Annotated in this window: 18 protein-coding genes; 12 read left to right on the top strand and 6 right to left on the bottom strand. The window is 69.9% G+C overall.

Annotated elements, in window-relative coordinates:
* Positions 1 to 39 precede the first annotated feature (39 nt).
* Together K8640_RS18345 and K8640_RS18350 are read left to right on the top strand one after the other, a co-directional pair.
* The gene (locus K8640_RS18345; RefSeq protein WP_223748197.1) at positions 40 to 2,667 is read left to right on the top strand and encodes a serine/threonine-protein kinase; all 2,628 of its coding nucleotides are present in this window, start codon (positions 40 to 42) and stop codon (positions 2,665 to 2,667) included.
* An 87-nt stretch (positions 2,668 to 2,754) separates the two neighbouring features.
* Positions 2,755 to 4,512, top strand: coding sequence for an AAA family ATPase (locus K8640_RS18350; RefSeq protein ID WP_223748198.1), 1,758 nt, complete (start codon positions 2,755 to 2,757; stop codon positions 4,510 to 4,512).
* An 11-nt stretch (positions 4,513 to 4,523) separates the two neighbouring features.
* On the opposite strand, the gene K8640_RS18355 is transcribed toward K8640_RS18350, so the two are convergent.
* Both K8640_RS18355 and K8640_RS18360 read right to left on the bottom strand, forming a co-directional pair.
* The gene (locus tag K8640_RS18355) at positions 4,524 to 5,666 is read right to left on the bottom strand and encodes a L,D-transpeptidase family protein (RefSeq protein ID WP_223748199.1); all 1,143 of its coding nucleotides are present in this window, start codon (positions 5,664 to 5,666) and stop codon (positions 4,524 to 4,526) included.
* A gap of 565 nt (positions 5,667 to 6,231) precedes the next feature.
* On the bottom strand, positions 6,232 to 8,109 hold the full coding sequence (locus K8640_RS18360; protein ID WP_255653228.1) for a LysM peptidoglycan-binding domain-containing protein: 1,878 nt from the start codon (positions 8,107 to 8,109) through the stop codon (positions 6,232 to 6,234).
* 97 nt (positions 8,110 to 8,206) lie between these two features.
* On the opposite strand from K8640_RS18360, the gene K8640_RS18365 reads away from it, so the two are divergent.
* Positions 8,207 to 8,917: a hypothetical protein gene (locus tag K8640_RS18365; RefSeq protein WP_223748201.1), complete on the top strand. Its 711-nt coding sequence runs from the start codon at positions 8,207 to 8,209 to the stop codon at positions 8,915 to 8,917.
* Here K8640_RS18365 and K8640_RS18370 read toward each other — a convergent pair.
* Both K8640_RS18370 and K8640_RS18375 read right to left on the bottom strand, forming a co-directional pair.
* Positions 8,873 to 10,468, bottom strand: a complete 1,596-nt coding sequence (locus tag K8640_RS18370) for a multiheme c-type cytochrome (RefSeq protein ID WP_223748202.1) — start codon at positions 10,466 to 10,468, stop codon at positions 8,873 to 8,875. The genes K8640_RS18365 and K8640_RS18370 overlap by 45 nt on opposite strands.
* 5 nt (positions 10,469 to 10,473) lie before the next feature.
* Positions 10,474 to 10,857, bottom strand: coding sequence for a PleD family two-component system response regulator (locus K8640_RS18375; protein WP_141332373.1), 384 nt, complete (start codon positions 10,855 to 10,857; stop codon positions 10,474 to 10,476).
* A gap of 171 nt (positions 10,858 to 11,028) precedes the next feature.
* Between K8640_RS18375 and K8640_RS18380 the strand changes: the two genes are divergently transcribed.
* From K8640_RS18380 to K8640_RS18405, 6 genes are all read left to right on the top strand, one after another.
* On the top strand, positions 11,029 to 12,675 hold the full coding sequence (locus K8640_RS18380) for a mechanosensitive ion channel family protein (protein ID WP_223748203.1): 1,647 nt from the start codon (positions 11,029 to 11,031) through the stop codon (positions 12,673 to 12,675).
* Between the two features lie 118 nt (positions 12,676 to 12,793).
* The gene (locus K8640_RS18385; RefSeq protein ID WP_223748204.1) at positions 12,794 to 13,396 is read left to right on the top strand and encodes a hypothetical protein; all 603 of its coding nucleotides are present in this window, start codon (positions 12,794 to 12,796) and stop codon (positions 13,394 to 13,396) included.
* A 16-nt stretch (positions 13,397 to 13,412) separates the two neighbouring features.
* On the top strand, positions 13,413 to 14,243 hold the full coding sequence (locus K8640_RS18390) for a hypothetical protein (protein WP_141332376.1): 831 nt from the start codon (positions 13,413 to 13,415) through the stop codon (positions 14,241 to 14,243).
* Positions 14,244 to 14,256: 13 nt separating this feature from the next.
* On the top strand, positions 14,257 to 14,865 hold the full coding sequence (gene lpoB, locus K8640_RS18395; RefSeq protein ID WP_223748205.1) for a penicillin-binding protein activator LpoB: 609 nt from the start codon (positions 14,257 to 14,259) through the stop codon (positions 14,863 to 14,865).
* 46 nt (positions 14,866 to 14,911) lie between these two features.
* Positions 14,912 to 16,165: a COG3014 family protein gene (locus K8640_RS18400; protein WP_223748206.1), complete on the top strand. Its 1,254-nt coding sequence runs from the start codon at positions 14,912 to 14,914 to the stop codon at positions 16,163 to 16,165.
* Positions 16,166 to 16,196: 31 nt separating this feature from the next.
* The gene (locus tag K8640_RS18405) at positions 16,197 to 16,970 is read left to right on the top strand and encodes a ZIP family metal transporter (protein ID WP_223748207.1); all 774 of its coding nucleotides are present in this window, start codon (positions 16,197 to 16,199) and stop codon (positions 16,968 to 16,970) included.
* A 61-nt stretch (positions 16,971 to 17,031) separates the two neighbouring features.
* Here the strand turns inward: K8640_RS18405 and K8640_RS18410 are convergent, their stop codons facing one another.
* Entirely contained in the window at positions 17,032 to 17,415 is a 384-nt protein-coding gene (locus tag K8640_RS18410) for a PleD family two-component system response regulator (RefSeq protein WP_223748208.1), read from the bottom strand.
* Positions 17,416 to 17,764: 349 nt separating this feature from the next.
* Here K8640_RS18410 and K8640_RS18415 point away from each other — a divergent pair, with 349 nt between their 5' ends.
* From K8640_RS18415 to K8640_RS18425, 3 genes are all read left to right on the top strand, one after another.
* Positions 17,765 to 18,202, top strand: a complete 438-nt coding sequence (locus K8640_RS18415) for a CBS domain-containing protein (RefSeq protein WP_141329280.1) — start codon at positions 17,765 to 17,767, stop codon at positions 18,200 to 18,202.
* 19 nt (positions 18,203 to 18,221) lie between these two features.
* Positions 18,222 to 19,298: a lysylphosphatidylglycerol synthase transmembrane domain-containing protein gene (locus K8640_RS18420; protein WP_223748209.1), complete on the top strand. Its 1,077-nt coding sequence runs from the start codon at positions 18,222 to 18,224 to the stop codon at positions 19,296 to 19,298.
* Positions 19,299 to 19,373: 75 nt separating this feature from the next.
* A complete protein-coding gene (locus K8640_RS18425) occupies positions 19,374 to 20,243 on the top strand; it encodes a bifunctional 2-polyprenyl-6-hydroxyphenol methylase/3-demethylubiquinol 3-O-methyltransferase UbiG (RefSeq protein ID WP_223748210.1) in 870 nt (289 codons plus the stop codon).
* Between the two features lie 16 nt (positions 20,244 to 20,259).
* On the opposite strand, the gene K8640_RS18430 is transcribed toward K8640_RS18425, so the two are convergent.
* A complete protein-coding gene (locus K8640_RS18430; RefSeq protein ID WP_223748211.1) occupies positions 20,260 to 20,757 on the bottom strand; it encodes a hypothetical protein in 498 nt (165 codons plus the stop codon).
* Positions 20,758 to 20,854 lie beyond the last annotated feature (97 nt).

Below are 20,854 nucleotides of genomic sequence, written 5' to 3' on the forward strand. Positions count from 1 at the left end.
GGCGATCGCTAGGCTCGCGTTGAACGGACCCTCCCCCACGTGACGACCTCTCAACCGAAGCGGCAGCCCATTCCATTTGGGAAGTACCTCCTTCTGGACCGCATCAACATTGGCGGCATGGCGGAGGTGTGGCGTGGCAAGCAGTTCGGCGCGAGCGGCTTCGAGCGGCTCGTGGCCATCAAGCGCATCCTGCCGAACATCGCCGAGGACGAAGAGTTCATCTCGATGTTCATCGATGAGGCGAAGATCAGCGTCCAGCTGAGCCACGCCAACATCGCGCAGATCTACGAGCTGGGGCAGATCGCCAGCAGCTACTTCATCTCGATGGAGTACATCCCCGGCAAGGACATGCGGGCCATCTTCGACCGCTGCCGGAAGAAGGGGGAGCCGGCGCCGGTGCCGCTGGTGGCGTTCTGCATCTCCAAGATGTGCGAGGGCCTGGACTACGCCCACCGGAAGAAAGACGGGATGGGGCGGGACATGAACATCGTCCACCGCGACATCTCGCCGCAGAACGTCCTGCTGTCCTTCGAGGGCGAGGTCAAGGTCATCGACTTCGGCATCGCCAAGGCCGCGGGCAAGGCGACCAAGACGCAGGCCGGCATCCTCAAGGGCAAGTTCGGCTACATGAGCCCGGAGCAGATCCGCGGCCTGCCGCTGGACCGCCGCTCGGACGTGTTCGCCATCGGCGTGTGTCTCTACGAGATGCTCACGGGCGAGCGCCTCTTCGTGGGCGACAGCGACTTCAGCGTGCTGGAGAAGGTGCGCAAGGCGGAGGTCCCCGCGCCGTCCACGTACAACCGGCGCATCCCGGAGACGCTCGAGAAGATTGTGATGCGCGCGCTCGCCAAGGACGTGGACGAGCGCTACCAGTACGCCAGCGAGCTGGGCGACGACCTGCAGCGCTTCCTCATCACCAGCGAGACCATCTTCGGCCGCAAGGACCTCATGCAGTACATGAAGTCCACCTTCGCGGAGGAAGTGGAGCGCGAGAAGCAGCGCCTGTCCGACTACGCCGACATCCGTCCCCCCGAGGGCATGCTCGCGGCGCTGGACGCGGCCGGCTTCAGCAGCATGCCCTCCCAGGCCGCCGCGCCACAGCCCGTCGCGGCGCCTCCGCCCGTGGCCGTGCCCGTGGTGCAGCCGGTGGCCCCGCAGCCCCGGTCCACCGCGACCATGGGCGCCGTGTCGCCCGGAGGCGTGCGCCGCTCGCCCACGCTGGCCGCGCTGCCCAAGCTGACGGCGGCCACCGCCGCGCCCGCGCCGAAGGAGGACGAGGTCCAGGCCACGCAGCTCGTCTCCAGCGACCACGTCTTCGAGGACAGCCCGGAGCCCACCACGCAGCCGGGCGCCAACGTGGGCCGCACCGTCACCCCCCTGGAGACGCGCGCCCAGGAGGAGGACGAGGAGGAGCCCACCACGGGCAAGACGGCCGTCCTGCCGGTGGCGCCGCCCCAGGCCCAGCCGCAGCCTCCGCGCCTGTCGCAGGCGTCCATGCCGGTGTTGTCGCCGTCCGGACCGCCGGTGGTCCGTCCCTCGACGACGGTGCCCACGCTGGTGCCGCCGGAGGTCGCCGCGTCGGCGCCCCGCGGCAGCCGGGGTGGGGGAGAGTCGCTGCCGCGCATCGTGCGCGAGGCGCCTCCCGACGTGTCGCAGGGCATCTCGCGCTCGGCGCTCCCGCCCGACGTGTCGCAGGGGATCTCCCGCCAGGCGCTGACGGAGGGGCTCCAGGGAGGCTCGCGTCCTCCCTCGCCGCCTCCCATGCTCGGCGCGGGCGCTCCGGTGGCCAAGCCGCCCGCGCGCCCGGTGGCGCACGAGGAGGAAGAGGAGGAGGAGCGCTCGACGACGGCGGTGCCCGCGCTCGGCCGACGGGGCCTGGACAAGCGGGTGCTGTACGCCGTGTGCAGCCTCGTGGCCCTGGTGGTGCTCGGTGGGTTGGGCTGGGCGCTGTCCCGACCGGGGCAGGGCTACGTGATGCTCGACCTGCAGCGCGTGCCGTCGGAGGTGCGCGGCCGCGTGCAGGTGCTGCTGGACACCCAGCCCATCGCGGTGGAGGGCCCGGGGACATCGGTGCTGCGCGAGGTGACGGCCGGCCAGGTCATGGTGACGGTGAGCGCGGAGGGCTACAAGACCTTCGTCCGCACGCTCGAGGTCAAGAGCGGCAAGGAAGTCATCCCGGTGGAGGTGGTGCTGGAGAGCCTGGTGCGCACCGCGTCGCTGGTGCTCGTCACCCAGCCGGCCGACGCCCAGGTGAAGGTGGACGGCAAGGTGGTGCGCGAGCAGGGCCAGACGGACGCGTTCATCAAGGGCGTTCCGGTGGGCGCGGACCCGTGGGTGGTGGAGGTGAGCGCCCCCCAGCACAAGGCCGCGTCCAAGCGCGTGTCGGCGTCCGGTGAGGGGCCGACCGAGGTGGCGGTGAAGCTGGAGCCGGTGGTGTCCAAGCTGTCGGTGCGCATCGACTCCAAGCCGGCAGGCGCGGTCATCTTCGCGGGCAGCCGGGAGCTGGGGGCGACGCCCACCACGGTGCAGGTGTCGCCGAACGAGCGCCAGCTCACCCTGAAGCTGCGCTGCCACAACGACGCGGAGGTGGAGGTCCCGGCGCCCCAGGCCGGAGAATCCATCGCCACGACGACGGTTTCGCTCAAGCGCCAGCCGCGCTGCCGTTAGATTCCATGAAATCGAGCCCCGCTTCCCTTCGTGGGAAGCGGGTGTGTCGACTCCCTTCCCGTGGGGAGTGACAGGAGGCGTGTGTCCGTGAGCAAGGTACGCAAGGTCCACAAGGAAGATCCGCTGGCGGACCTCCCCCGCTGGGCGCAGCAGCTTGCGCGCAAGTACTACACGAAGACGGTGAGCACCTTCCTGCTCTACGGAGCGGTGAGGGACCTGCAGCCGCTCAAGATGGAGGACGACTCGCTGGGCTTCGGCACGCTCAAGACGTTCCTCGCCGAGGAGCTCTTCGGCGGGCGGGACCACGTGCTCTTCTATGATCGCTCGTCGGGCATCCGCTCGGCCACGCCGGAGACGCAGAAGGACCTGGCGCGGACGATGTCCGGGTACGACGCGATGTACGGCACGGACTACGCGAAGGTCATGCCGAGAGACCCGGGTCGGGCGCTCCAGATATTGGAGAACTTCCTGCGGATGCGGCTGAGCGAGGGGCGCTCGCTGGCGCTCATCATCGACTTCGCGGAGACGCTGGTGCCGGGCGGGGAGATTTCGCACCTGTCCTCCGAGGACCGCTTCGTGCTGGCCACGCTGGACAAGTGGGCGCACGACCCGCAGTTCCTCGCGGGTGACGTGTCCGTGGTGCTGCTGGCGGAGAACCTGGCGGACATCGCGCCGCGCATCTCCCGCAACCCGTACGTCGCGCCGATTGAATTGCCGCTGCCCACCGAGGAGGAGCGGCTGGAGTACGTGCGCTACAAGCTGGAGGGAAAGCGGCTGCAGTCGCTGTCCGACGTGCCGCTCGCGGGCCTGGCGAAGATGACGGCGGGTCTGTCGCGCATCAACCTGGACCGGGTGCTCACCGAGGCGCTGGAGCGCGAGGTGCGCATCACCGCGGAGCTCCTCAAGGAGAAGAAGAAGGAGATCATCCAGGCGGAGTGCCACGGCCTGTTGGAGTTCATCGAGCCGGCGCACACCCTGGACGCGGTGGCGGGTCACGCCAAGGCGAAGCAGATGCTGCGGCAGGCCGCCTCCGCGCTGAAGAAGGGGCGCCTGGAGGTCATGCCCATGGGCTACCTCTTGTCGGGCCCCGTGGGCACGGGCAAGACGTTCATGGTGAGCTGCTTCGCCGGGGAGATTGGCATCCCGGTGGTGAAGTTCCTGAACTTCCGCAGCCAGTGGCAGGGCGTCACCGAGGCCAACCTGGAGAAGATCTTCAACCTGCTCAAGGCCCTGTGGCCGGTGGCGGTGATGATCGACGAGGCGGACACGTTCCTGGGCAACCGCGACTCGGGCGGGGACTCGGGGACGAGCAGCCGCGTGTTCGGCTCGATTGCCTCCTTCATGGGCAACACGCAGTACCGCGGGAAGATCGTCTGGTTCCTGATGACGGCGCGGCCGGACCTGCTGCCCATCGACCTGAAGCGGCAGGGGCGCGCCGAGGAGCACCTGGCGCTCTTCTATCCGCAGACGGACGCGGAGCGCGACGAGCTGTTCCAGGCCATGTCCAAGAAGACGGGCGTGTCCGTGGAGGGCATCGAGTCCTACTCCAAGCTGATTCCGGAGGGCGTGCGCGCCTTCAGCGGCGCGGACATCGAGGCCGTCATGGTGCGCTCGAAGTTCCGCGCGCTGGCCGAGGGGCGCGAGGCCGTGTCCAAGGAGGACCTGGTCGCGGTGCTCGCGGACTTCGTGCCGCCCAGCTACCCGCTGGAAATCGAGCTGCAGAACCTGGTGGCGGTGCAGGAGTGCACCAGCCGCGAGCTGCTCCCGGAGGTCTACCGCACGGTGGACCGCGACCTCATCACCCGTCGGGTGCGGGAGCTCAAGGCGCTGCTCGAGGAGGGGTAGCGGCTCGTCGGTCAGGAGACCGGCACCGGGGCGACGGCGCCCAGGTGCGGGTCGTTCACGTGCTCCACGATGGCCACGCGGTCCCCCGCGGACAGCGCGTCGTGGAGCACGATGATGGCCTCGTTCGAGTGACGGATGCAGCCATGGGACACGTCCATGCCGAGCAGGGCGGGGGCGTTGGTGCCATGCAGCTCCTCGGCGGAGTGGCGTCCGTCCGCCCACGACAGGTCGAGGATGCGCGTGCCGAAGACGTGCTTGTCGTTCCAGAGGCGAGCCCCGGCGGCCTCGGCGGCGGCCTGGTCCAGACGTGAGCGGACGACCTTGAGGCCCGCGCGCGTGGGCGTGGCCTGGGTGCCCGAGGCGTTGGGGAAGATGTCCACCAGCCGCCCTTCCGCGTCGTAGAGGAAGGTGCGGTGCTCGCGCAGCGCGACGATGACGCGCACGGGCTGGCCTTCGTAGACGGCGGGAGGAATCCCGCGCGACTGTCCACGGGCACCGGGCGCGGGTGCCAGCGAGTCGAGCGCCTTGAGCGTGGCCGCGTCCAGCGCGCCCGTCACCTTGACGCCCGGAAGCGTGCGGCTGGCGTGCACCTGGAAGTTGCGCAGCGCGCGGACCGTCTGGGGACCGAACTGTCCGTCCGCGCCGCCGTGCAGCGCGAAGCCCATCTCGAGCAGCGCGCCCTGCACCGCGCGGATGCCCTCACCGCGTGAGCCCGGGCCGAGCACCTCCTGTCCGGAGGCCACGGGCGACAGCTGTACGACGTTGGCGAAGCGCGCGTTGCCGAGCGGGGAAGGCGAGGGTGTCCATGTGGAGAGGCCCCAGCCGTTCACCGAGCCTGCGAGCGGGGTGGTGTCGTGTTGGGAAACCCGCGACGAGGTGGCCGGCTTCACGGCGCCGAGGCCAGCCTTGGATACGAGTGACGCGCGGGCTTGCGCATCCGCCAGGCTCGCGGGCAGCGCGAGCGTGGGCTCCAGATTCAGCGACGCGCGAGCTTGCGCATCCCCCCGGCTCGCGGACAGCGCGATTGTGAGACTCGGCTCGGGCGGCACGAGGCCCTTCGCGCTTGCGAAGCTGGAGGCCATCGGCATCACGGGGGGCAGCTCGCGCGAGGCGCGCGCTTTCGCATCATCCTGACGCGCAGACAGGGGGAGCACGGGCCTCGGCTCTGGTGGCACGTGGCCCTTCGCGCTTGCGATGCTGGAGGCCATCGGCATCGCAGGGGTCGCCTCGGGGGCCACGCGGGCGATCTCATCCGCCAGGCTCGCGGAGAGCGTGGGCCTCGGTTCGACGGAAGCGACTGTTCGCGAGTTGGCATCCAGCTCGCCGACGTCCGACACGCGCGTGCGGTCGCCGAACCACGGGGTGGCGCGGGTGACTGGGTCCGGAGGGAGGCCCTGGCGTGAAGTGGACCCGGTGAGGTCGACGCGCGTGACGCCGGCCCGCACGGCGGTGTCTTCGATTTGAGACGTCCCGATTCCGTGGGAGGGCCGTCTCGTTACCGGGATGCTGGAGACCTGCCGTGGCGCTGGCTCCACGATGTTGCCGGAGGCCCGGGAAAGGTGTGTCCCGAGGCTGCTCGGAGCGAGGAGCGGGTCGGTGTCGGGCGGGAAGGGGTGGGTGAGCGCGCCGTTCCGCGAAATGGGCGAAGTCATGCGCCCACCCGATGCAATTCACTCGCCCGGCGTCATCATGTCCGGAAGGCCCCTGTCGAGAAGGCGCTCACGGCGCGCTCAGCGAGAGGACCTTGCCCGTGGGGATGGTGCGGTGGTCCTTGATGTTGTTCCACCGCATGATGTCCTGGACGCTGACGCCGTAGCGCTGCGCGACGGACCAGAGCGTCTCGCCCTCGGCCAGCGCGTGCACCTTGCCGCCGCTCACGGGCTTGCCCGCGTTCGACGCGACCTGCCTGGCCACCACGACGGTGCCCGCGCGCTCCTGCACCTGCGCCGTGCCCTGGGGCCACACGTACACGAGCGAGCCCACCTGCAGCGTCGGGTTGCGCCGGCGCAGGTTGTTCCACTTCTTCAAGTCATCCACCGACACGTTGAACTTGGTCGCGATGACCCAGAGGCTGTCGCCGGACTGCACGCCGTACGTCACGCGCGTGCGGCCGTTGAGCGTCTCCGTCTTCACCGGGCCCGCGGCCACGGGACCCTTGGGCGTGCCGGCGGGCACCTCGTCCTCGGGGCGGTGGGCCACGACGCCGCTGCGGCGGGCCTGGGCCACCTTGCTCGCGATGGCACCGCCCGTGGCCCCTGCGGCCTTGCTCGCGGGGATGGGGATGACCAGGTCCGCGCCGAGCTTGAGCGTGCGCGCGCTCTTGAGCCGGTTCATCTGGAGGATGGCCTCGGAGGCCGTGCCGTAGCGCTCCGCGATTTGCGACAGCGTGTCGCCGCGCTTCACCTTGTGCACGCGGAAGGTCAGCCGCTCCGCGGGGGAGATGCGCTTGAACCCCTCGACGAACTGGGGGCCCGCGCCCTTGGGCAGCCGCAGCTTGTAGGGGTGCTTCGTGCTCGCGGGGGGCGTGCACCACCGCTTGAGCTCCGGGTTCAGGTCCTGCACGTCCTGGATGTTCACGCCCGCCGCGCGGGCCACCACGTCCAGGTCCGTGGCGTCGGTGAGCTCCACCTCGTCGAACTCCAGCGGCTGCTCGTAGTCGAACTCCTCGTCGGAGAAGCCGAACGCGGACGGGTTCTTCGCGACGAGCGCGGCGGCGATGAGCTTGGGCACGTAGTGCTTGGTCTCCTTCGCCAGGCCCTTCTCCTCGGAGAGCGCCCAGAAGTCGCGCGTGCCGTGGCGGTCAATCATGCGCCGCACGCGACCGGAGCCCGTGTTGTAGCCGGCCCATGCCAGATACCAGTGGCCCAGCTCCCGGTAGAGGTCCTTGAGATAGGTGGCCGCGGCGTGGGTCGCCTTGAGGGGGTCCCTGCGCTCGTCCACCCAGAAGTCCTGCTTGAGGCCGTATTGCTTGCCCGTGCTGGAGATGAACTGCCACGGCCCGGAGGCGTGCGCCCACGAGTAGGCGTGCGCGGAGAAGCCGCTCTCGATCATCGCCAGGTACACGGTGTCCAGCGGCATCCCGTGCTTCTCGAGGATGGGCTGCATCACCGGCAGGTAGCGCGCGGAGCGGGACATCCACTTGCGGAACCAGCGGCGCCCGGGCCCCTGGAAGAACTGGATGTACTGCGCGACCAGGGGCTGCATCTCCACTGGGATGTCGTAGCGGTCCTGGATGCTGCGGACGTCGAACGTGGCCAGGTTGGTGATGAGCGGGAGCTGCTCGGGAGAGTCGTCCTCGCGGAAGGTGGGCTCCTCGAGCGCGTCCAGCATGCGCATGCGCAGCGGGTTGGCGAGGCCCAGGCGTCGCAGCGACTGCATCACCTCGGCGCTCGGCTTCGCGGTGGGGTCCAGCGTCACGCTCTCCAGCGCGCGCATCTCCTCCAGCTCCGCGGACTCGGACTCGACGACCTCGCGAGTGGCCTCGGGCTCCTCGTCTGCGTCGTCAGGAGCGCCTGCGAGGGCGCGCGCTTCGTCGGCCTCGTCATCCCCCGGCGCTGCGTCGGTCGCGGGAGCCACCGGCTCCTGCTTGCTCGCCATGTCCGTGCCCGAGGTGCCCTCGGCCTTCACGTCCTTCGCCGCGTCGGCGGTGCCCGCGGCGGGAGGCGCGACAGCGTTCGATGCGCCCTCGACCTTCGTGCCCTTCGCCACGGTCGTCGCCGAGGTCGAACCTGTAGAAGGCGAGGCGACCTCGGCTTTCGTGCCCGTCGCCGCCGTCGCGGAAGGCGAGCCCGTGGAGGGCGAGACACCCTCGGCCTTCGTGCCCGTCGCCGCCGTCGCGGAAGACGAGCCCGTAGAGGGCGAGATACTCTCGACCTTCGTGCCCTTTGCCACCGTCGTCGCGGAAGGCGAGCCGCTCGACGGCGATGCGCCCTCGACCTTTGCGCCCTTCGCTGAATCGGCCGTGCCTGCGCGCGACGGCTCGGTCGCCAGCCCGGTGGGGCGCGTGGCCGTGCCGCTGTCTGGCATGCTCGCCTGCGCGGTGGGAGCGATGGTGGTGGCCGTCGCGGGCGCGGGCTTCGGTTCAGCCGCGGCGGGCGCCGGCGTCTCGCTCGCGGCGAGCACGCGCATGCCGGCGGGAGGCGGCGGCATGGGTGGCGGCACTCCCTGCGAGGCGGGGAGCGAGGCCAGGTTCAGCACGAGGAGGCAGAAGGGCAGCATGCGGTCGCAAGAAGAGTGCGCCCAGAAGCAGGCGAAGCCCCAAGTATTCGCCCTTTTTCTTGACAGTCAAACAACGAGTCGCCCGGTATGGCCGAATGAAGCACCCACCGTGGGTGCGGCCTGCCAGGCAAACGCTGCGGGTTTACGGCTTCGCGGGTTTCCGCTCGTCCGCCGGCTTGTCGGGTGACGCGGCGGCCAGGGGCTTCCCGTGACCCGGTCCCAGGATTCGCGGCAGGTACGTCGCGAAGTCGAAGTGCGGCGAGTTCTCCGGGTTGTGGCAGGTGACGCACAGCGCTTCACCCGGCGACGCGATGATGTTGTCCGCGCTCGGCTCCTCCGAGTGCACGGAGCCAGGGCCATGGCAGCTCTCGCAGCCCACGTCCTCGCGCCCCGCCACCTTGTCCAACCGACACACGCCGTCCGGCTGCTCCCAGCCCGTCACGTGACAGCCCACGCAGTTGAGGTGGTGCTGCTTGCCCACCTCCTCCAGCGTCTGCCACGCGTGGTGGTGCTTGGACTTCTCCCAGACGGGGAAGCTCTCCTCGTGGCACGAGCGACACGGCTCGTTGCCCACGAAGCCCGCCTGTCCCTTCGCGGGAGCGGGGCAGTCCTGGCCGTGCTCCTTCGCCCACGCGAGGTTCAGCTTGCCCACCTCCGAGTCGTAGCGCGCCACCAGCGCCTGCGCGTCCGGCAGCGACGGCAGCCCCGACTCCAGCGGCACGAAGCGCACCGTGAAGCCATTGACGTCGGGCGACGCGGCGGGCGGCGCCGACACCAGCGCCTGCTTGCGCGCCACCAGCTCGTCGCGCTTGCCCTGCTTGAGCGCCTTGAGCTTCGGGTCGATGCCCGGGAGGTTGATCTCCTTGTCCAACAGCGCCGTGCGCTGCTCCAGCGCGGCCACCTCGCGCTCCAGGTCGGCCTGTCCCTTCTGGAGCGAGAAGCTCCCGGGCGCCTTCGCGTAGCTCAGGTCCACGCGCACCAGCGAGCGGCCCTTGCTCTGCGGCGCGACCACGGGGACCGTGGCCTTCACCAGCCGGTTCTGCTCGCCGCTCAGCTCGGACGCGGAGCGGGTGGCCACCAGCACATCCACCGCGAGCCCCGGCAGCTCCGCCGCCTTCTGCGCCTCCTCCAACGGCGCATCCAACAACCCCAGCACGAAGTCCGCGCCGTCCGAGCGGGCCTTCGCGCTCGCCGCCACCAACTGCTCCGGCGAGTCCGCCGCCACCACGCCCACCTTGCGAGGACCCGCGGGCAGGAGCTTCACCGCGCCGTCCGCCACCTCGGGCAGCCCCAATCCCTGACGGAAGGCCGCGCCGCGCGTGTCGTCCAGCGGGCCGGTGGCGCGCACCGACAGCCCCATCATCCGCATGGCGTCCGCGAGCGCCTTCGCCTTCAGCTCCTCCTGCGGCACCTGCCCGGGCTTGAGCGTCTTCTCCCCGAAGAGACTGTTGCCGCCGTCCACATAGTGCACGGGCAGCGCGCCCCGGCGGGCCTCGCTCACCTGGAAGGCCGCGCGGGCGATGCCACCGCGCATGTTCTCACTGCAGCCACACGGGCCCAGGTAGCCCTGCGTGTCCGCGGAGACGAAGAGGATGGCGCCCGGCGAGGAGGCCGCGGCCGTGGGGGACGCGCCCGCCTCGGGTGTCTCGGGCGGGCGGGGAGCGGGGTCCGTGCGCCTGCAGCCTCCGAGCACCAGCACCAGGCCCCAGAGGGCGGCGACCAGGACGGGGCGCAGCATGCGAATCACCAGAGGATGCTCTGCACCAGCTCGTCGATCTTCTCGCCCATGGCCTCCAGCCCGTTCTCCTTGGAGAGGAAGCCGTCGGCGCCCACCTGCTCGGCCAGCTTGGACAGCTCCACGTCCGGGAGGCTGGAGAACAGGACGATGGGGATGTCCTGGGTGCCGTACTCGTTCTTCAGGGTGCGACAGATGTCGGTGCCCTTGGCCTCGGGCATGTGGATGTCCGTGAGGATGAGGTCCGGGCGCCAGGCCTGGAGCGTCTTCTCGAACTCCATCAGCGTGGAGGTGGCGACGACCTCGTAGCCGCGCGCTTCCAGCACGGCCTTCTCCATGGCGAGCGTGATTTCGCTGTCGTCAATCAGGAGGATTCTTCGCTTCTCGGACACGTCGACCTTCCTTGGGCGCCGTTTCTATCCTACCCCCAGCCGGCGCACCAACGCCTTTCCCACGGGGTGAGAGGGGTGGTGTCCCCGACGTCCCCCTCGGCGCCCCTCCGCCAGGGGGCCAGGCCCCGACTTCTTCCGGCAAAGCAGCCGAAAAGGAGTAAGGAGGGCCGCATGATGCACACAGACGGAAGGGCCTGGGTGGCCCTCCTCGTGATGGGACTCGTCCTCGGGGCGCTGCCCTCCCAGGCGCTCAACTCGGGTCTGCCGCCACCCTCCGCGGCGATGGACCGCCAGACGCCCCATGCCACGGCGCAGGGCTTCCTGTCCGCCGCGCACCGGGGGGACTACGCCTCTGCGGCCCACTACCTGGACCTGGACTTCATCCCCAAGGCCCAGCAGCCCGAGCGCGGCGCCCAGCTGGCGCGCCGGCTCAAGTTCGTGCTGGACCGCAAGCTCTCCATCGACCTGTCGGCGCTCTCCAAGGCCCCCGAGGGAGACCCGGCCGACCCGCGCTTCGACCTGGTGGGCACCATCCCCCTGGACGGGGCCAACGTGAGCGTCCGGCTCCAGCGCGTGACGCAGGACGGCGCGCTGCTCTGGGTCTTCAGCGAGTCCACCGTCCGGCTGGTGGACCCCCTCTTCGAGGCGTACGGCCCCCGCGTGGCGGAGTGGCTGCCGCCGGTCTTCTTCTCCGGCACGGTGCTGGGCCTGGAGCCGTGGCAGTGGCTGGGCCTCCTGGTGGTGCTGCTCGCCTCGGTGGGGCTGTCGCTGCTCCTGGAGAAGGTGTCGCTGGCGTTCGGCCTGAGGCTGGCGCGCTGGACTCAGATCGAGCTGGACGACCAGCTGGTGGCGGCGGGGAAGGGCCCCTTGCGGCTGCCGTTCTTCGCGGTGCTGCTGGCGGTGGGCACGTCCTTCCTGCTCCTGCCGCGCCCCACGCAGACGGTGTTCAACCGGGTGAGCTACTCGCTCATCATCGTCGCGGTGGCGTGGTTCATCCTGCGCTTCCTGCGGGTGTTCGCGGACTTCATCCAGAACCGGGTCAATTCCGAGAGCCGCGACCCCGCCCGGGCGCGCTCGCTGCGCACCCAGTTCGCCGTGCTGCGCGCCGTCTTCGAGGCGGCGACATACGTGGTGGCCGCCGCGCTGCTCCTGATGCAGTTCGAGGTGGTGCGCAACGTCGGCGTGTCGCTGCTGGCCTCGGCTGGTATCGCCGGCATCGTGATTGGTCTGGCCGCGCAGAAGTCCATCGCCACGCTGCTGGCGGGCATCCAGCTGTCCATCACCCAGCCGGTGCGCATCGGCGACCAGGTGGTGGTGGAGACCGAGTTCGGCACCGTGGAGGAGATCACCCTCACGTACGTGGTGCTGCGCGTCTGGGACCAGCGCCGCATGGTCATCCCCATCACCTACTTCCTGGACAAGCCCTTCCAGAACTGGAGCAAGGTCAGCCCCGAGCTGCTCGGCGCCGTCACCCTCCAGGTGGACTACTCCACGGACGTGGACGCGCTGCGCGGGGAGCTCAAGCGCATCCTCGACCACGAGGCCAAGGCCCTCTGGGACGGCCGCGTGCAGACCGTCGTGGTGCTCGAGGCCCAGGACCGCACGCTCACCATCCGCGCGCTCGTCAGCGCCGCCAACCCGGACCGGCTCTTCGAGCTGCGCGCCCTGGTCCGCGAGAAGCTGGTCATCTTCCTCAGGGCCCACCCCCAGTGGCTGCCCTTCACCCGCACCGAGTCCCGGCAGGCGCCCCCCGTGCAGGTCGACCCCCAGCCGGACGCTCCCCAGGACGCCACCCCTCCGGGGCCTCGCGCTTCCTGAGAGAACGGCCCGGGCCCAAGGTGCGCTTGCCAGCCCGAGCGGTGTTTTGAATATTGGCGGGGGCCGGACGTCGGACGCAGTGGAATTTTCGCACCTACCGCATGTGGGAGTCTTCGAGATGAAGCGTCATTCCAGGTTGTGCGGAGCCCTCCTGTCGCTGGCCGTGGCGGCGCCGTTGACCGCGGCCGCGCAGGAACGTGGCCGCACGGATGGGCCCGAGGAATCCGAATATGGCAAGGGCGGCTACTCGGGTTCGAGCAGCACGGGCGTGTCGTTCCAGCTCGAGTGGGGCGCGGCCGTCAACGCCGAGGAGCCTCCCCGGGACGCGCCCGAAGGCCCCCCGCTCTATGTCGGCGCCACGGTGTCCTGGTGGGGCGCGGACTGGTTCGCGCTGGACGCCAACGTCACCTACGTCTTCGACGGCGGCCGCACCAACGTCATGGTGGGCCCGCGCTTCCGCAGCTGGGGCTGGCCGCTGGTGTTCTCGCTGGGCCTGAAGGCGGGCGCCATCTACACGCCCGACTACGTGGACGACGCGTCCGGCAGCGGGCGGGGCAACAAGGAGGAGCTGCACTTCGGCATCTCGCCCCAGGTGGGCGCGGAGGTGCTCATGGGCTCGCGCGACCGGGTGTCGCTCGGGTTGTTCTACACTCCGGACATTCCCATCGGCGGTGGCGGCGTGACGCACCGGTTGGGCATGGCCGTGGGTTATCGCTTCTAGAGGGGGAGGTCCCGACATGATTGCCCAAGTCCTCGCGGCGACCCTGGCGCTGGCGGCGAGCCAGTCGCCCGTCAGCCTGTCCACGGCGAATGGAAGCCCTCGAATCGCCCTGCCGTTCCCCGAAGGGAACGTGCAGACCTACAACATCATCCAGTGGGACCCGAACAACCTGCCGCGCATCTACGAGCGCTCGGACCAGCTGCCCCTGACGGACGAGGAGCTGACCAAGCTGTCCCAGGCGGGCTTCGAGCCGGCGGACCTGGTGAAGATGATTGAAGAGCGCCGCTGCGCGTGTGACGCGAGCGCGGACGGGCTCATCAAGCTGAAGAAGGCGGGCGTGGACAAGAAGGTGCTGGCGGCGGTGTCGCGCCACGGCATCACGCCCAACCGGGAGCTGGAGCTGCTCATCACCCTGGACTTCACGGGGGAGAGCCGCGTGGCGCGCGAGGCGTTCCTCTACTTCTTCGTGGAGGACGGGGACCTCACCCGCGTCTTCACGGCGAACATCTCGGAGCTGCTGCAGCGCCGCAACCGCCACGAGACGAACGTGGACCGCAGCGACATCCTGGTGGCGCGCACCGTGCGCCGGGTGCAGCTGGCCGGCCGCGTGCCCCTGAAGACGTACGGCAAGCACTCGGTGATGGTGGCCGCCAGCGCCAGCCCCACGCTCACGCATCCCTCCCAGCTCAACGCGCAGGAGCGCTCGAAGGCGCAGACGTACACCTTCGACTATCCGCGCGCCTCGCTGATGAGCCAGTGTCGCCTGACGGCCGGCTACCGTCGCGACGCGGTGCTCGCCTACAAGTGGAACTTCGAAGGCAGCCGCTTCGAATGCGAATGGAACTAGGAGTCACCGCACCATGAAGATTCATCGCCTGCTTCTGACCGCCTGCCTCGCCGCCTCGCTCGCTGCGTGTGGTGGCCCGCGTGCCTTCACGCGTGGCACGTACGAGGACCCGAACGAAATCGAGATGCTGTCGGACCAGTTCAACGAGAACGACCTGCAGCTCATCGCCAAGAAGATGGCGGAGTCGCTGGCCTCCTCGCCGCGCTTCTCCACGCCCCGGCCGGACGGCTCGCTGCCCATCGTCCTCGTGGGCAAGCTGAAGAACAGCACCTCCGAGCACATCGACATGCGCTCCCTGGGGGACAAGATCCAGACGGCGCTCGCGCAGACGGGCCGCTTCGCCATGGTGGACCAGGCCGCGCGCCAGGACATCGCGGAGGAGTACGAGTACCAGCAGTCCGGCTACGTGAACCCGAACGCGGCGAAGGGCCCCGGGCAGCAGGTGTCCGTGGACTTCCTGATGTCGGGTGACCTGGCCTCCATCATCCAGGAGGTCGGCCGCGACAAGCTCGTGTACTACAAGATGACCGCGAAGCTCAGCAACGTGCGCACCGGCCTCATCGAGTGGACGGACGAGAAGCAGATCCGCAAGAAGTTCGAGAAGCGCGGCGTGAGCTGGTAGCTCCGTCGACGGTGGCCGCCGGCTCGTGGTGAAGGCTCGACTGCTCATGATTCCTCTCCACCACCCTCCGGCGCGCCCCCGTGGTTGGGGCGCGCTCGCGCTGGTGAGCGCGCTGCTTTTGTCCGGCTGCGCGGGGGACTACGTGTCCCGCACGCGCGGCGTCCGTGAGTCGTATCAATCGGGGCGCTACAACGACGCCCTGGCCGAACTGGAGGCCCTGGCCAAGGACGGCTCGGCGAAGGACACGCTGCTCATCCTCTTGGACAAGGGGATGGTGCTGCACTCGGCCCGCAAGTGGGCGGAGAGCAACGCGGTGCTGGAGCAGGCCGAGAAGCTCAGCGCGCAGCTCGACGCCGTCTCCGTCAGCGAGGAGGCCGGAGCGCTGGTGACGAACGAGCGCCAGCGCGCCTACCGCGGCGAGGACTTCGAGAAGCTGATGATCTCCGTCATCCAGGCGCTCAACTACGCGGAGCTGGGCGACGACGAGGCGGCCATGGTGGAGGTGCGCCAGGTCAACGAGCGCCTCCAGAAGATGGTCGTCGAGGAGAAGAAGCCCTACCAGCAGCTCGCCATCGCCCGCTACCTGGGCGGCGTCATCCGCGAGGACCAGCGCGACTGGGACGCGGCCTACATCGACTATGCGAAGGCGTACGAGCTGGAGCCCCGGCTGGGCGAGCTCGCGGAGCCGCTGCTCCGACTGGCGAAGTACACCGGACGCGACCAGCTCTACGAGGAGCTGAAGGCGAAGTACCCGGGCGTCGAGCACCCTCCGCTGGCGCGGGACGAGGCCCAGATCGTCGTCGTCGTGGAGGCGGGGCTCTCCCCGGAGAAGCAGCCCGCGTCGCGCGACGTCAACGGCGGCAACCTCATCGAGGTGCCCGTCTACCGGGACCGCGGCAGCGCGCCGCAGGTGGGCGTGACGCTGGGCGAGCAGCACGTGCGCGCCGTCACGGTGACGTCCATGGCGGACGTGGCGCGGCTGCACCTGGACACGCGCATCGGCGGGATGCTGGCGAAGCAGATTGCCGGCGTGGCGGTGAAGGCGGGCCTGGCGGCGGGCGTGGGCGCGGCGACCAAGAGCGAGGAGCTGGGCGCGCTGGCCTTCCTCATCCTCAACGCCGGCAACGCGGCGGACCTGCGTTCCTGGCTTTCCCTGCCTGCGGAGTTCCAGGTGGCGCGCTTCCGGGTGTCGGCGGGGAGCCACGTGGTGCGGGTGGAGGGGGGCGGGAGGGTGTCGGAGCACACGGTGGACGTGAAGCCGGGACGGGTCGGGCTGTTGGTGGTGAGGCGCTACTACTGACGTGACGGATTTGTTGTAGGGTGCGCGCCCCATGTCGGTCCTGGCCACGGTGGCCCTCTACTCACTCATCGTCGTCATCGGCGCGCTGTTGGGCGCGCTGGTGGTGCTGTGGAACCAGCAGCAGACGCAGTTGGTCCGCTTCCTGGCCTTCGCCGCCGGCGTGATGTTGGGCGCGGCGTTCTTCCACATGCTCCCGGAGGCGTACGAGGGCGGAGGCTGGTGGGCCTTCGCGCTGGTGCCCGGGGGCTTCGTCTTCTTGTTGGTGCTGGAGCGCTACCTGGTGGCGCACGCGGGGGAGGACCTGCCCGGCGACCACATGTCCGGCCATGGCCGCCACACGGAGCCCGGTCAGGTGCTGGGGCTCACCGCGTTCCTCGGCCTGTCCACGCACACGCTGTTCGACGGAATCGCGCTGGGCTCGGCGGTGGAGGAGGGCGTGGGGTTGATGGCGCTCATCGCGATTGTCGCGCACAAGGTGCCCTCGGCGCTGTCGCTCGCGTCCATCCTGAAGACGGAGGGTCGCTCGAAGGGCTCCATCCTGCTGCTCTCCACGCTGTACGGGCTGATGGTGCCCGCGGGCGCGCTCATCTACTTCGGCTTCGACGCGGTGCTGCGCTTCGAGAGCATGGCGCCCAAGGCGCTCGCGTTCTCCGCGGGCACGTTCCTGTACATCGCCGTGTCGGACCTGCTGCCGCACGTGCACCGCCACGGCAAGGACCAGCCGGGCCGCAACGTGTTGGCGCTCTTCGTGGGCCTGGCGCTCATGTTCGCGCTGGCGCGGCTGGTGGGCCACCCGGCGCACTGAGGTCCTCGAGCATCCCCGTCGTCGAGGAGGCTCGAGGAGGTGTTCGAGGTGGAGTGGCCGCTCACGCCGCCGCCGCCGGCATGGTGGGCGCGAGCGAGCCCCGCGACAAGCACCGGGTGATGCAGGCGAGCAGCTCGGTCAGGTCCCCGGACTTCCTCAGGAAGACGTCGCCCGAGAGGCTCGCGAGCCGCTCCATGCTGCTGTGGACGATGCGCGGAACGTGGCACAGCGTCTCGTCGGCGCGCAGGTGCCGGCACAGCTCCAGGCCGTTCATCCCCGGCATCGACACGTCGGTGAGGATGAGGTCCGGGGGCAGCGCCTGCGCGAGCGCGAGGGCCATCTCGCCGTCGCGGGCCGAGGCCACCTCCCAGCCCTCACCCCGGAGGGCCTCGGTGTAGATCTCGAGAAGGGTGGAGTCGTCGTCGACGAGAAGGATGAGAGCCATTGCGGGTGTCTCTAGCAGAGGCGGCCTTGCCGCTGTTCCACTGTCCTGGTGACGCGCCAGGGTGGATGTGAATTCAAGCAGGAGGCCTTGGGCGCCACGCGACGGAGGTGTGATGTCCGTCGCCGGTGTGGAAGCCGCGGGAGCGCCAGGTGAGCAACCTGCCGGGCGCTCGTGGTTGACACTTCCGGTTTCGAGCGTCGGACCCGAGGGTGAGACAGCGCCGGCCCCTTGCCCGTCTGTCCGCCCTGTCGCTGCGCGAACGGGGGCGAGGGTGCACCCTCGGGAATAGTCGGCCCGAGAAACGCGAGGTGCGCGGGAGCTCGTGGACCGACGGGGAGGCGGACGCGTCATGCTCACCGTGGGCGACCTGATGACCCGGGATGTCGTCACGCTGGACGAGACCGATGACCTGGTCCGAGTGGACGACCTGTTGAAGCTCCATCACATCCGCCACCTGCCCGTGGTGCGCGACGGCCGGCTGGTGGGGATGGTGAGCCATCGCGACCTGCTCCGCGCGCTGTCGCGGCAGCTCGCGGCTGCCGGCCACGAGCCCATCTCCGTCACCCGGCTCATGTCACGGGATGTGGAGATGGTGCGGCCGGACCTGCCGGTGCGAGAGGCCATCTACAAGCTCCTGGACCATCGCTTCGGCTGTCTGCCCGTGGTGGACCGCGAGCGCAGGCTGGTGGGCATCATCACCGAGGCCGACTTCATGCGCATGGCCGCGCGGCTGCTGACGGCCGCGGAGGCCCGTCGGGAAGACGCGACGGAGGCCTCCGCTCACTAGGGCGGGCTGGTGCGCGCGCATGCACGAGGACGCCTCCATGTCGGGTGACGGCTCCGCGCGCGACCCGTCGGAGCCCGCCTCTGGCCGACACAACGTGTGGGGCTGGTTGCCGGGCGTGGTGCTGCTGGTCGCCTTCACGGTGTTCGTGGTGCTGCGCTTCGGGGAGGAGAAGCAGTTCGCCCAGATGCTCCAGCGCGCGAGGCCGGAGTGGCTGCTGGTGGGCGTGGCGCTCCAGTTCCTCTCGTACCTGACGATGGCGGGATGCTGGCGGGTGGTGCTGGAGGTGGAGGGCGTGAAGGCGCCCTGGCTGCGCACCGCGAGCCTGGCCTTGATGAAGCTCTCGTTCGACCAACTGGTGCCCACCGCGGGCATCGGCGGCTCGGTGGTGGTGATGAAGGGGCTGCAGCGGGAGGGCGCGCCGCCCCGGGCGGCCACGGGCGCGCTGCTGGTCGACATGGTGTCCTTCTACCTGGCGCACGCGGTGGCCGTGGCGGTGTCCATCTTCATCCTCTGGTATCGCGCGTCGCTGCACGCGGCCCTCCTCGGACTGGCCACGGCCTTCGCGGTGCTCGCGTGCGCGGTGCCGTTCGGCATCCTCTGGCTGACGCGGCATGGTGGGTGGCGACCGCCGCGCTGGGCACGCCGCATCCCGGGGCTCACCTCGCTGCTCGAGTCCATCTCCCAGGTGTCGCCCGCGCTGGTGCGGGACACCTGGCTGTTGGTCCGAGCGAGCGCGTTCCAGCTCGCGACCTTCGCGCTGGATGCGCTCACCTTGTCGTGCATGTTCCAGGCGGTGGGGCACCCGGTGGACTTCGCCGCCGTGTTCGCCGCGTTCATGCTGGCGACGCTGGTGATGACCCTGAGCATCATCCCCGGAGGCGTGGGCACGTTCGAGGCCACCGCGGTGGGGACGCTGTCGTCGCTGGGCGTGCCGGTGGAGGTGGGGCTCACCGCGGTGATGTTGCTGCGCGGGTACACGCTGTGGCTGCCGCTGCCGCTGGGCATGGTGCTCCTGCGTCGGATGTTCGGGGGGCGCCTGCGCGAGGCGATGTCGGAGCGCTCGTCGCTGGTGTCACCCACGCACGAGCCCGCGTGAGGGCGAGGCACGCTTTGACTTGGCTTTCGCGCCGGAGGACCGGAGGATGCGCGCGCCCGAGCGGGCACGCCTCCCATGGAAAAACGCACTGACTGGTACGAGCACCCCGAGTATTACGAAGCCATCTTCGGCACCGACACCGTGCGAGAGGTGGACTTCCTCCAGGCGCTGAGCGAACGGCACGGCACGGGGGGCAAGCAGTGGCTGGAGCCCGCGTGCGGCGCCGGTCGCCTGGTGGCCGAGGCCACGAGCCGGGGACTGAAGGTCACCGGTTACGACATCTCCGAGGCGATGCTCGCGCATGCGCGCAAGCGGCTGACGCCCGCGCGCCGCCGTCAGGTGAAGCTCTCCGTGTCGCGCATGGAGGAGTTCTTCGAGCCCTCGCTGGAGGGCAAGGTGGACGTCGCCCACAACCTGGTCTCCACCTTCCGCTACCTGGACAGCGAGGCGGCGGCGCTGGCGCACCTGAAGGGGACGCGGCGGCTGCTCAAGCCCCAGGGGCTCTACGTGCTGGGCTTCCACCTCACCGACTACGCGCGCACGTCGGCCGAGCACGAGCGCTGGCTGGGGAAGGTGGGCAAGGACAAGGTCGTCTGCAACACGCACGAGGGACTGCCGGACCGGCGAGCCCGCCGCTCGCCCATGCGCAACCGGCTGCGCATCACCGGGCCGGGGAAGGACTGGCTCATCGAGACGACCTGGTTCTTCCGGACGTACGACGCGGCGCAGGCGAACCGGTTGTTCCGCAACGCGGGCCTGCGCGTGGTGGCGGCGTATGACTTCGACTACGACCTGAGCACGCCCGTCGAGCGAGGCAGCCGCCGGTTGGACCGGGTCTTCGTCCTGCAACCGGTGCCCTCGGAGGGCTCGGTGGTGGAGGTGAAGAAGCCCTCGGCGGATGCGCGGAAGAAGGTCGCGCGTCGCGCGAGCGCTCCGCGGAAGTAGCCGGCGACGGAGCGCGTCAGGACGGGACGACGGGGCGGAGGGGGCAGTCGGTGCCGCAGGGGCCCTCGGTGTAATCGAGATGGACCCCTGTGAGGCCACAGTGCTTGCACCCCTCCCCGCCGCAATCGGGGCATTCCACCGTGCCGAAGTCGTGATGCGCTTTCAGGTGTTCGAGGACGCAGATGGCCATGGGCCTCTCCGGGTCCGCGCCCTCCATCGAGTACTTCGATGCAAGCACTCGGACCATCATGGTGAGATTCTCGTCCGCGCGGTTGTCGCGCCACACCGCGATGAGGCGCAGGATGACCTCGGTACAGGCCACCGCCACCAGGACGACCAGCAGGAGGCTCAGGACGCTCTTCACTGGAGGAGCCAGCTCGTGGCCGAAGACGACGAGCGGGTCCTGCCAGGCGATGAGCAGGATGGCGACGATGGGGGTCCCCACCAGCATCTGCCCCCACTGTTTGAGGAAGTCGGGCCTGCGTGGTTCGCGCTGCTCCTCGGGTGCGTCCATCGGATGTTCCCCCTGTGTCAAACCCCTCGCGCCGCCGAGCGCGCGCGGGGTCTAGCACGGGCTTTGGGTGAACCCGGTCATGCAAAATTTGCGGGGG

This window comes from Myxococcus sp. XM-1-1-1 (genome assembly GCF_020037095.1).
Lineage (GTDB): Bacteria > Myxococcota > Myxococcia > Myxococcales > Myxococcaceae > Myxococcus > Myxococcus fulvus.